Source organism: Corynebacterium sp. KPL2830, assembly GCF_040225635.1.
Lineage (GTDB): Bacteria > Actinomycetota > Actinomycetes > Mycobacteriales > Mycobacteriaceae > Corynebacterium.
In genome coordinates, this window is sequence record NZ_JBEHFR010000007.1 from 29,091 (window position 1) to 40,881 (window position 11,791).

The 11,791-nt window shown below is 59.7% G+C and carries 10 protein-coding genes; 7 read left to right on the forward strand and 3 right to left on the reverse strand.

The genetic code is table 11. The annotated features are described in order from the left end of the window. The first annotated feature begins 21 nt into the window (after positions 1-21). The 3 genes from rsmI (at position 22) to metG (ending at position 4,976) form a co-directional block, all read left to right on the forward strand. Positions 22-870, forward strand: a complete 849-nt coding sequence (gene rsmI, locus ABRP87_RS03850) for a 16S rRNA (cytidine(1402)-2'-O)-methyltransferase (protein WP_349867799.1) — start codon at positions 22-24, stop codon at positions 868-870. Positions 871-1,152: 282 nt separating this feature from the next. Further along, on the forward strand, positions 1,153-3,009 hold the full coding sequence (locus ABRP87_RS03855; RefSeq protein WP_349867800.1) for a BCCT family transporter: 1,857 nt from the start codon (positions 1,153-1,155) through the stop codon (positions 3,007-3,009). A gap of 134 nt (positions 3,010-3,143) precedes the next feature. Continuing rightward, positions 3,144-4,976 (forward strand): methionine--tRNA ligase, encoded by a 1,833-nt coding sequence (metG, locus tag ABRP87_RS03860; protein ID WP_349867801.1) that lies wholly within the window; start codon positions 3,144-3,146, stop codon positions 4,974-4,976. Between the two features lie 94 nt (positions 4,977-5,070). Here metG and ABRP87_RS03865 read toward each other — a convergent pair whose 3' ends face one another. Further along, positions 5,071-5,571 carry a GNAT family N-acetyltransferase gene (locus ABRP87_RS03865; RefSeq protein ID WP_023026007.1) on the reverse strand — a complete coding sequence of 167 codons (501 nt, stop codon included), beginning with the start codon at positions 5,569-5,571 and terminating at the stop codon, positions 5,071-5,073. A 10-nt stretch (positions 5,572-5,581) separates the two neighbouring features. Then, entirely contained in the window at positions 5,582-6,076 is a 495-nt protein-coding gene (locus ABRP87_RS03870) for a GNAT family N-acetyltransferase (RefSeq protein WP_349867802.1), read from the reverse strand. 25 nt (positions 6,077-6,101) lie between these two features. On the opposite strand from ABRP87_RS03870, the gene ABRP87_RS03875 reads away from it, so the two are divergent. The 4 genes from ABRP87_RS03875 to ABRP87_RS03890 all read left to right on the forward strand — a co-directional run bounded on the left by ABRP87_RS03875 (position 6,102) and on the right by ABRP87_RS03890 (position 10,329). Further along, positions 6,102-6,941 carry a TatD family hydrolase gene (locus ABRP87_RS03875; RefSeq protein ID WP_349867803.1) on the forward strand — a complete coding sequence of 280 codons (840 nt, stop codon included), beginning with the start codon at positions 6,102-6,104 and terminating at the stop codon, positions 6,939-6,941. Positions 6,942-7,212: 271 nt separating this feature from the next. Then, a complete protein-coding gene (locus ABRP87_RS03880; RefSeq protein WP_023026014.1) occupies positions 7,213-8,388 on the forward strand; it encodes a resuscitation-promoting factor in 1,176 nt (391 codons plus the stop codon). Between the two features lie 100 nt (positions 8,389-8,488). Then, positions 8,489-9,352 carry a 16S rRNA (adenine(1518)-N(6)/adenine(1519)-N(6))-dimethyltransferase RsmA gene (gene rsmA / locus ABRP87_RS03885; RefSeq protein WP_023026016.1) on the forward strand — a complete coding sequence of 288 codons (864 nt, stop codon included), beginning with the start codon at positions 8,489-8,491 and terminating at the stop codon, positions 9,350-9,352. Continuing rightward, positions 9,349-10,329: a 4-(cytidine 5'-diphospho)-2-C-methyl-D-erythritol kinase gene (locus tag ABRP87_RS03890; RefSeq protein ID WP_349863013.1), complete on the forward strand. Its 981-nt coding sequence runs from the start codon at positions 9,349-9,351 to the stop codon at positions 10,327-10,329. Before rsmA ends, ABRP87_RS03890 begins: the two co-directional genes overlap by 4 nt. Positions 10,330-10,380: 51 nt before the next feature. Here the strand turns inward: ABRP87_RS03890 and ABRP87_RS03895 are convergent, their stop codons facing one another. After that, positions 10,381-11,700 (reverse strand): hypothetical protein, encoded by a 1,320-nt coding sequence (locus tag ABRP87_RS03895; protein WP_349867804.1) that lies wholly within the window; start codon positions 11,698-11,700, stop codon positions 10,381-10,383. Positions 11,701-11,791: the final 91 nt, after the last annotated feature.

The window sequence follows — 11,791 nt, forward strand, 5'->3', positions numbered from 1 at the left end:
AGAATGTGGAATGCTAGAGGCATGTCAGCTTTAGGTCTGGAACCACTTCCGCGCGGCGTCATTCTTGCCGCCACGCCCTTGGGAAATGTCGGTGATGCCTCGGCGCGCCTGATGCAGGCATTGGCGCATGCTGATGTCATCGCTGCCGAAGATACCCGCCGCGTGCGCAACCTGGCGCAGGCCCTGGGCATCGAGATTTCCGGGTCCGTGGTGTCCAACTTCGACCACAATGAGCAGGCGCGTGCGCAGCAGCTTATCGATGCCGCCCAGCACGGCACCGTCCTCGTGGTCACCGATGCCGGCATGCCGATTATTTCCGATCCAGGCCTGTCTCTAGTGGCCGCGGCCGCCGAACGCGATATTCCCGTGACGTGTTTCCCAGGCCCCTCGGCGGTGCCTACGGCGCTCGCCCTCTCTGGCCTGGGCGTGGGCCACTTCCTCTTTGATGCATTTCCGCCGCGCAAGCCCGGCCCGCGAAAGGCGTGGCTGGAATCGCTGCGCAATGAAAAGCGCGCCATCGTATTTTTTGAATCGCCCCACCGCATCGCCGAGACGCTTGCCGATGCCGCCCAGGTCCTCGGCGGCGATCGCCCCGCCGCAGTGTGCCGCGAGCTGACCAAGACGTATGAGGAGGTGCGCCGCGGCCCGCTAGCTGAGCTGGCCGAGTGGGCGAGCGAGGGAGTCAAGGGCGAAATTACCGTGGTCATCGAAGGCGGAACCGCCGCTGCCGTGACCGCCGCGGACCTTGTCCCGCAGGCCTTGGAGTTGGCCGAGGCCGGCATGCGCTTGAAGGACGCGTGCAAGCAGGCCGCCAAGGGTACTGGGGTGTCCAATCGGGAGTTATACGATGCCGCTTTGGATGCCCGCTGACTGCCCGCTAGTTGAGCACTTGTTGAATCGTACGCAGGTTATTTCTATGCGCTGTATAAACGGTCACAATTGGCCGTGCTAACAGTAGGTTTCACGCTTCTATATGTGTTATCGAATCGTTATCTTGCTCGGGCGTGTGGCGCCTAAAAGCCGTCTACGTGGGGATATGCGGCTTATAAGTGCGCAGGAAGCATTAAGGAAATGCTCAAAAATGTGCATAAGCTGGGGTTTTGGTAACAAAACGGTTTGAAAAATTGGGGGCATAACACCACTGTAGAGAGCATGACTAATACTGAAAATAACGGCACTGGCGTGCCCGAAGAAGGGAAGGGGCCCGGCGAAGCGCCTGCTGGGACCACTTCTACTGCTTCGAGCGAGCAGCCGATTGAGGATTATCAAACGGTAGAAGAGGCACTGGATGAACAGACGGCGACGAGCCAGATCCAGGACATGATCAACTCTGAGGGGTTCCACCCCGAAGAGTATGACGACCCGGAAATCGAAGTTGCTGCGGACCGCGATAATATCCCGATTGACTGGACCATCATGGGTATTGCGGGTGTTCTCGTTGCCGCCATCGTTATCTGGGGCCTTGCCGCCCCGGATAACTTCGCCGACTTTTCTTCCGCGGCCCTGACGTGGGTCGTCGATAAGTTCGGTTGGGCTTACGTGCTCTTTGGCACCGTCTTCGTGGCCTTCGTGATCTTTATTGCTTCCTCCAAGTTTGGCTCCATCAAGTTGGGCCACATTAACGAGGAACCGGAGTTTTCCACGCCTTCGTGGATCGCCATGATGTTCGCTGCGGGTATGGGCATTGGCCTCATGTTCTACGGTGCTTCCGAGCCGCTGGCGAACTACCGCGACGGTACGCCCGGCCGAGGAACGGAAAACGTGGGCTCATCCATGGCCTACGCCATGTTCCACTGGACGCTGCACCCCTGGGCTGTTTACGCCATTGTTGGTTTGGCCATCGCGTACTCGACCTACCGCATCGGCCGCAAGCAGCTGCTAAGCCAGACCTTCGTGCCGCTCATCGGTGAGCGCCGCGCCAACGGCGGATTGGGCAAGTTCATTGACATCCTGTCCATCTTCGCCACCGTCTTCGGTACCGCTTGTTCCCTGGGCTTGGGCGCGCTGCAGATTCAGGCAGGCCTGGAAGCTGCCGGCATAATCGATAACCCAACCCAGTCCGTGGTTATCGGCATTGTCTTGGTCTTGACCCTGGCCTTCTTGCTGTCCGCACTTTCCGGTGTGGGCAAGGGTATTCAGTACGTGTCCAATGCCAACATGGTCTTGGCTGCGGTGCTGGCTATCTTCGTCTTCATCTTGGGCCCAACCGTGACCATCCTGAACCAGATTCCGGGATCCATCGGTAACTACTTCAACTACTTCACCGAGATGATCGGCCGTACCGCAGAGTCCGAGAACGGTACCGCCGGTGAGTGGCTGTCTGGCTACACCATCTTCTACTGGGCATGGTGGGTCTCCTGGTCCCCATTCGTGGGCATGTTCTTGGCGCGCATTTCCCGCGGCCGCTCCGTCCGCGAGTTCTGCTTGGGCGTCCTGCTCATCCCAGCCAGCGTTTCCACCCTGTGGTTCGCCATCTTCGGCGGCACCGCAATCCACATGGAGCAAAACGGCGAATCCATCACCGGCGAATCCGCCGAGGTAGAGCTGTTTAACCTCCTGCACAACCTGCCTGGTGGCTTCATTGCCGGCGTTGTCGCCGTCATCTTGCTGGCCACCTTCTTCATTACCTCCGCGGACTCCGCGTCCACCGTGATGGGTTCGATGACACAAAATGGTGCCGCAACCGCGAAGCCGTGGCTATCCGCCCTGTGGGGTGCTCTGACCGCAGCCGTTGGTTTGACCCTGCTCTTGGTTAATGAGGATGCACTGTCCAACCTGCAGAACGTCACCATCGTGGCGGCGCTGCCGTTCTTGTTCATCGTCATTGGCTTGATGTTCGCCATCTACAAGGACTTGAGCCAGGACATCATTTACCTTGAGTACCGCGAGGCGCAACAGTTCCAGCGCAAGATGGCCCGCGAACGCCGCTTGCACCGCGACTACCAGCGCACGCAGGAGCTCAAGAAGCGCCGCAACGAGCGTTTGAAGAACCCGATGAAGCGCAAGTAGATTAAGTATCTACCGCTTTCGGTAGTAGCGCCCGCCGCTTTCCCAAACTAGGGAAGGAGGCGGGCGCTTTTCGGTGGTTGGGGTAATGTGCCCTCAACGTGTGTTCGTGCAGGTGCTTCGATAAACTGGACTCCATGACTGAGTCTTTAGTAGTAAATGTTGCCTGGCCATATGCCAATGGCCCGCGCCACATCGGTCACGTGGCTGGCTTTGGCGTTCCCTCTGACGTATTCGCCCGCTTCCAGCGAATGCGCGGCCGCAACGTACTCATGGTCTCCGGTACGGACGAGCACGGCACCCCGTTGCTGGTCCAAGCCGATAAGGAGGGCGTATCCGTCCGCGAACTCGCAGACCGCTATAACCGCCAAATCGTCAACGATCTGGCCAACCTCGGGTTGTCGTATGACCTTTTTACCCGCACCACCACCCGCAACCACTATTCGGTGGTACAGGAGCTGTTCAAGGGTCTCAATGAGAACGGCTACATGCTAAAAGAGACCACAAAGGGGGCAATCTCTCCGTCCACCGGCCGCACGCTGCCGGACCGCTATATCGAGGGCACGTGCCCCATTTGCGGTGCCGATGGCGCCCGCGGTGACCAGTGCGATAACTGCGGCAACCAGCTGGACCCGGTAGACCTGATTGACCCAGTGTCCAAGATCAACGGCGAAACACCGCAGTTCGTGGAGACCGAGCACTTCCTGCTGGATCTGCCGTCGCTTAAGGACGAGCTGCAAAAGTGGCTTTCCACCCGCGAGGATTGGCGCCCGAACGTGCTGAAGTTCTCTTTGAACCTGCTGGAGGATATGCGTCCGCGCACCATGACCCGTGATATTGACTGGGGCATTCCCATTCCGGTGGAAGGCTGGCAGGACAATAACGCGAAGAAGCTGTACGTGTGGTTCGATGCCGTCGTGGGTTACCTGTCCGCCTCCATCGAGTGGGCGCACCGCACCGGCCAGCCGGAGGCGTGGAAGGAATTTTGGCAGGACCCAGAAACCCGCCACTATTACTTCCAGGGCAAGGACAATATCACCTTCCACTCGCAGATCTGGCCGGCGGAACTGCTGGGCTATGCCGGCAAGGGCTCAAAGGGCGGCGAGCTGCACCAGTACGGTGAGTTGGACCTGCCAACGGAAATCGTGTCCTCGGAATACTTGACTATGTCCGGCTCAAAGTTCTCCTCGTCCAAGGGCGTGGTGATCTACGTTAAGGACTTCCTTGCGGAGTTCGGCCCGGATCCGCTGCGTTACTTTATTGCCGTAGCTGGCCCGGAAAACAACGACGCGGACTTTACGTGGGATGAATTCGTGCGCCGCGTGAATAATGAGCTGGCCAATGGCTGGGGCAATCTGGTCAACCGCACCGTATCCATGGCGCACAAGAACTTTGGCGAGGTTCCGGTTCCGGCGGCCCTGGAGGAGCGCGACGAGGCCATTTTGCAGCTGGCGGAGGAGACCTTCACCACCGCCGGTGACCTGCTGGAGCAATCCAAGTTCAAGCAGGCCATCGTCTCCATCATGCACGTGGTGGGCGAGGCGAATGCCTATATTGCCTCCCAAGAGCCGTGGAAGCTTGCCAAGGATGAAACCCAGCGCGAGCGCCTAGCTACCGTCTTGTGGACCGCCCTGCAGGTCGTGTCTGACTGCAATGTCATGCTCACCCCATTCCTGCCGTTTACCGCGCAAAGGGTGCACGAGACCTTGGGCCGCACCGGCGAATGGGCCGCGCAGCCTGAGGTGCGCGAGGTCAAGGACGATATCCCGGTTGAGCTCGTGGGCGCGGGGCTTCCCCCAGAAAACCACGAATATCCTGTCATTATGGGTGACTACACCCAGCAGCAGGCCAAGTGGGAGCGCATCCAGGTGGCACCAGGTACTCCCTTGGCAAAACCGAAGCCGCTCATTTCCAAGCTGGATCCAGAGCTCGGCGAAACCGGCCCGGAATGGGCGCCGGTGATGAACTAGCGCGGTAACGTCCCGCTAGATACACACAGCGCGGTGGCCAGTCCCAATGAAAAGGGAGGGCCACCGCGCTTTTGCGATGCCTTAAAGGTTCTGCCTAGTGCTGGAAATCGCGCTGCAGGTGAACCAGGCCTAGGCGCACGCCGTCCTTGGTGTGGATATTGGGCATGCGGCCAGTTTCTGTGAACCCAAATTTCTTGTGCAGCGCAATGGAACCGGCATTGGTATCCACGATGTAGGTAATCATGGTTTCGATATAGGGATCGTCGGCGGCAATGTCCATGAGGGCATCGAGAAGCTCAGAGCCTACGCCCTTGCCCTGGGCGACGGGGGAGATGTATACGGAATCTTCGACGGTGCCGTAATAGATGGCGGGCGTGACGAATTGAAAGTAGGCGGCCCAGCCGATGATTTCATCATCGTCTACGGCAACGAGCACGGGCGAGCCCGCCTTGGACATGTCCTTCAGCCAATCTTCGCGGTCGGAGACCTCTTCTTGCCAGGTAATGAGGTTATTCGCCGGTTTAGCAGCGGAGGCAGCATTGTAGATGGCGGAAATGGAGGGGGCATCGGCAAGCTCGGCGGGGCGAATATGCATCAAAAGTCCTTTACACCAGAAGTTCTAAGTGGGTGAGGCTAAGCCAGTGATCGAATTTGTAGGTTACCTCTTTGAGAGTTCCCACGTTTTCAAACCCGAACTTTTCATGCAACTTTAATGATGCCGTATTAGTAGACACGATCAAGGCGAGCAGCGAATGCACCTTGTCATCCGCCCGGGCGCGGTCTACCAGCTCACCCATAAGGGCGGTGCCCACGCCTTGGCCCTGGGCATTGGGGGAAAGGTAAATCGTGGTTTCATAGCAGCCCTGCCAGATGCGGGGATCGCGGTAGGGGTGGTAGAGCGCCCAGCCCAAGTATTCGCCAGCATCGGTTTCGGCAACGAGGAAGGGACAGTCCATGTCCTGGATGCGGCGCAGGTGTTCTTCGCGCTCAGCCACGGTGACTGGGGTGGAGTTAAAGATGACGTCGGTATGCTCGATGGCCCAGTTGAGGGTATCGGTTATGGCGGGGACATCGCTCAGGTCCGCTGGTCTGATCAACATAGCTGCCAATATTACAATTGCGGGTATGTCTAAAAAGAAGCCACGTCCTACTCCCATTCCGGCCCCAGGGCTCAGCGGGCTCAGTGATGCGCATACCCACCTTTTCTCGCATAAAGATACCGATGAGGTGCTGGTCAATCGCGCCCGCGCAGCCGGGGTATCCCGCCTGGTAACGGTAGGCGATGACCGCCGCGAATCCGAAGCGGCTCTTGCCACCGCGCGCGCATTTCCCAATGTCTACGCTGCCTGCGCCATCCATCCAGTGCGGGCAAATGAGTTAGATACACCCACCAAGGCCGCCTTGGAGGACATGGTGGCGGATCCGCAGTGCGTGGCGGTGGGGGAGACCGGCATGGACGCCTACTGGGTCCACCACGAACCGGAGACCACCGCGAGCTTGGTCCAGCAAGAAGAATCCCTGCGCTGGCATATCGATCTGGCGGTGCGCACCGGCAAGACGCTTATGATCCATAACCGCGAGGCGGATGAGGATTTGCTGCGCATTCTTGCCGATGCCCCCGCGCCCGCCACCGTCATGCTCCACTGCTTCTCCTCGCCGCTGCGGGTAGCAGAAGAAGCACTCGAGCGAGGCTACGTGTTGTCCTTTGCTGGCAATGTCACCTTCAAGCGCAATGCGGAACTGCGCCAGGCGGCGGCGCTGGCCCCGGCGGGACAATTGCTGGTGGAAACCGATGCGCCGTTTATGGCCCCAGAGCCGTTCCGCGGGCAGCGCAATGAGCCTTCCCTGATCGGACACACCTATGACTGCATTGCCCGGGCGCGCCACCAGACCACTCAGGCTTTGGCGGCGGAGGTCAACGAGACTTTTGATCGCGTGTATGGGATTAACACGGAAGATGAGTGAGGAGTGTCACAAAATTAAACCCGCTGGTCGCTGGTGGTATGGGTGCTTGATGTGACAACTGTTTTCGCCAGTTATAGCTGTGGCGCAACGTTTCTCGACTTTCCTTACTCGTTATCGTATTGTTATTGATTGTTCGTTGAGGCTTTATGTCTCTACCTTCCCACCGCGCTGCTCCACAGTCGGGGCAGTAGCGGGCACCGCCGCTGGTTTCCCTAGCCAGCGGTAACAATTCTGATACTGGATAGACAGCACTACCGGAGATTAACTACACATGGCACCTCACCACATTAAGCGCATTAATAATTCACGTTCCCTGCCGCTGCGCCTGGCAACGGGTGGCGTATTGAGCACCCTCGCTGTAGGCGGTGTCGTGGCGATTGCTGCGCAGAAAGACCTGGTCGTAGACGTCAACGGCGACAAGGTGGAGCTGGCTACCTTTGCCAAGGACGTGGACGGCGCCCTGCAGGCCGCCGGCGTTCAGGTGGGCGAAGAGGACATCGTCTCGCCCGCACCATCTGAGTCCGTGACCGATGGCGATGAGATCTCCGTGCGCACCGCCAAGCCAGTCGCCGTATCCATCGATGGTGAACAGCAGCAGCTTTCCACTACCGATCTCACCGTTTCTGATCTGCTCAATAACCTGCAGGGCGTAAACCCGGGAGCTGCCGTGAAGTCTGGCGAGGATGACGTGGACAAAGATACCCAGCTAAAAGATGGCATGGATCTAGAGGTCGTTTCCCCCAAGATCATCAAGATTAACGATGGCGGCAAGAATACCTACACCAAGATTGCCGCCAAGACCGTGGGCGATGTGCTCAAGGAGCGCGGTATCAAGCTCGGTGAGGATGACCGCGTCTTCCCAGCCAAGGAAGAAAAAGTCACCGAGGGCATGTCTATCAAGGTTGAGCGGATAGACATTCAGACCGAGAATGCCACCGAGGAATTCGACGCCGAGCCGCATTTCGTGGATGACCCTGAGCTGGAAGCCGGCGCCGAAGAGGTGCGCGAGCAGGGCGAAAAGGGCAAGCGCGAAATCACCCGCAAGGTGGTTATGAAGAACGGCAAGAAGGAATCCGAAGAGGTCATCAAGGATGAGGTCGTTGTAGGGCCAAAGCCCGCGACCATCGCCCGCGGTACCAAGCAGGCGGAGCCGGAGCCGCAAGGCGGTAACTCGGGCGCGGCTGCCCCCGCCGTGGCCGATGGCTCCGTCTGGGATTCCATCGCGCAGTGCGAATCCACCGGTAACTGGTCCATCAATACCGGCAACGGTTTCTCCGGTGGCCTGCAATTCACGCCGTCCACCTGGGCTGGCTTCGGCGGCACCGAATACGCGCCTGAGGCATGGCAGGCCACCCGCGAGCAGCAAATCGCCGTGGCACAAAAGGTACAAGCCTCCCAGGGCTGGGGCGCATGGCCGGCATGTACCTCTAAGTTGGGCCTGCGTTAAAAAGCATAAAGCACCCGCAGCACCGCGCATTCTGCACCGCACCCCGCGTCACCACGGCGCGGGGTGCGACTTTCTGCATTCTTCAACTAGGTTAGAGAGCATGACTGATTCCCCGGGCGCCGCGCTTTTAGGCCCAGTAGAAATCCGAGCTTTAGCGGAGAAACTGGATATCACGCCCACCAAGAAATTGGGGCAGAATTTCCTCCATGATCCCAATACCATTCGCCGCATCATCGCGGCCGCGGATCTGGATCCCGCAGACCGCGTCGTGGAGGTCGGCCCCGGATTGGGGTCGCTGACCCTAGGGCTGGTGGAGATCGTTGAAGATCTCACCGCGGTGGAGATCGATCCGCGCTTGGCTGCGCAGCTGCCGGTAACGGTGGGCGAGCGCGCCGCGGACTACGCCGAGCGCCTGCGTGTGGTGGAAAAGGACGCGCTGCGCGTGACCAGCGAGGATGTAGCGGCTCCTACGGCGCTGGTGGCCAACCTGCCCTATAACGTGGCGGTGCCAGTGCTCTTGCACTTTTTGGAGACGTTTCCTTCCATCCGCCGCGTGCTCGTCATGGTGCAGCTGGAGGTGGCGCAGCGCCTCGCCGCGGAGCCCGGCAGCAAGATCTACGGCGTGCCTTCCGTGAAGGCCGGATTTTATGGCACGGTGAGCCAAGCTGGGACCATTGGCAAGAATGTCTTTTGGCCCGCGCCCAATATTGCCTCCGGCTTGGTGCGCATCGATGTCTTCGATACCCCGCCTTGGCCGGTTGACGATGCCGCGCGCGCTGCGGTCTGGCCGCTTGTCGATGCCGCCTTTGCCCAACGCCGCAAAACCCTCCGCGCCGCGCTATCGGGCCACTACGGCTCCGGCGCGGCCGCCGAGGAGGCCTTGCGCGCGGCCGGAATCGATCCGAAGCAGCGCGGGGAAAAGCTCGCTGTTGCAGACTTTGTACGATTGGCAGGACTACAGTGAGCGCACCACACGAAAGCGAGCCGATCACCTATACCGCACATGCGCACGCCAAGGTCAATGTGCACCTTGGCGTGGCGGAACCGCGGGAGGATGGCTTTCATGAGCTAGTCACGGTCTTTCAGTCCCTGAGCCTGCACGATACGGTAACGCTGACTGATTTAGGCAACCCCGAAGTGGATAAGCCCCGCGTGCAGCACCTCAATGTATCCGGTCCGCACGCGGCGGGCGTGCCCGAGGACGATACGAACCTGGCCTGGACTGCGGTAGACCGCATCATGCAGCACCTGTATGTCACCCGCGGCGGCATCAAGATTCCAGAGGTGGGCCTTGAGATTCACAAGGCGATTCCCACCGCCGGCGGCATGGCGGGCGGTTCTGCGGATGCCGCGGCGGCGCTGCGCCTTGCCGAGCGCTGCTACGGCCGTTATTACGGGATTGATTCGGTAGGAGATCACATTCTGAATGCCTTGGGCGCCGCCCTCGGCTCCGATGTGCCGTTTACCTTGCTGGGCGGCACAGCGCTTGGTACTGGGCGCGGGGAGCAGTTGACCTCCATGATGACCAGGGGCACCTATCACTGGGCGCTGATCGCTTCTGACCGTGGGCTCTCAACACCAAGTGTGTTCAGCAAACTCGATGAATTGCGTGATGCAGGGCGGGTAACCGCGCCGGCGCTCGATACGACGGAGGTTTCCCAGGCGCTTATCTCCGGCGATGCCCACCGTGTGGCGGCGCACCTACACAATGATCTACAGCCCGCCGCGCTATCCCTGCGCCCAGATCTCCGCAAGACGTTGGAGGCGGGCATGGATGCGGGCGCGCTCAACGGTATCGTCTCCGGCAGCGGTCCCACCTGCGCGTTCTTATGCGCTACCCGCAAAGATGCGGAGGAAGTCGCAGCACAGGTCAGCATAGAAATACCGGGCACCAAGGGCGTTGTAGCCCAGGGCCCGGCTGCGGGTGCGGAGGTGCTCTAGCTTGGGGCGAGTGGGGGCATCGCCAAGCACGAGCACTAGAGCGCTGGAGACTTAGAGCACGGCCATTTCGGTGGGCTCGAAGTCCAGCTCGTAGCGGTCGGTTTCCTTACCGCGCAGGAGGTCGATGACGACGAGTTCTTTCTTCTGAGCGTCCGTGATGTAGGCATAGCCATTGGCGGCCTTCAGGATTGGGCCCGGCTGCTGCCATTCCTCGTTTTCCTTCCACTGGGAAATCGCGTCGATCTGCTTGGTGATTTCGCCGGAGTCTGGGTCGATGACATTGAGCTTGCCGTCGGTGGTCAGCACCAGAGCCTCGCCCATCGGGCCGCGTGCCAGGGAGCGGAACCAGTAGGAGCCGTCCAAGTCCACCTTCTTGGCGGAGTAGTCCTCGGTATTGATCAGCGTCACGGAGGTGGGGTGCTCGGACTCGGCGTCCTTGTCGGTCTTATTATCGGCCAGGATGACGTTCGATTCCTCAGAACCCGCGGCGTTTCCGGAGCGCTGGTAGCCATCGGCACCGGCATAGCCGGAGACGTCTACCTTGTGGAACTTGGAGCCATCAAAGACTACGGGGCCGTCTTCGCAGCCAAAGAAGAGCTTTCCATTTCCAGCGGCTGCTTCGCCGTGGACGCCGGGGCACTTGGTGGTCTCATCCAAGACCTTGCCGTCCTTGTCCAGGTGCTGGATGGTGTGGCGCTCGTCCTCGGTACCCTTGGTGATGACCACGGAGCCATCCTCAAGCGGGACGGCCACGCCGTGGTGCGCCTCGCCCGTCTTGACGGTGTTGACGGGCTTGGCGTCCTTGGAGCCGATGTCCTCGGTCTTATAAATCTTGGCTACGCCATCGCCATCAGAAAATAGGGCGGTAAAACCATCGTGGTGGACTACGTGGCCAGCGTGGGGCGCCTTAATCTTGTCATCGCCCAGCTCTGGATCCGCAGTGTAGTAGTGGTTGTGGTCGCCGTGAGCCTTGGTGATGAGTCCGGTGTCGTAGGTGAGGAAGTTATCGCCCTTGGTTACCATGACGTGGCGGTCGTTGCCGGCGTCATTGAGGCGAAGGAAGGCATTCATCTCTTCTTCATCGAGGACGTCTCCAGATTTGGCATCGTAGGTGGTCAGACCATCAGCGTGGGAGAAGACGATGCGCGTGGGAAGCTGGGCTACCTCGGTCTGTCCTTCTTCTGCCTCCATGCCGTCGTGGGAGTGGCCCTCGTGATCATGATCGTGGTCATGGTCATGTTCGTGGCTTTCCGCGGTGGTGGATTCGCTGGTGTTTTGGGCGTCGGTGTCTTCTTCCGGCGCCGAGCAGGAAGCGATGGTGAGCGCTGAGGCAGAGAGGATAGTGCAGAGGGTAAGTGTGTGCTTCTTCATACACACGCAGAGTATTGCAAGTGAAATTCGGTAGCAACATGTTTGGGAATGCGGGGGTGGAGGTAGGGAGGTATTAAGATGAGTCCCTGTT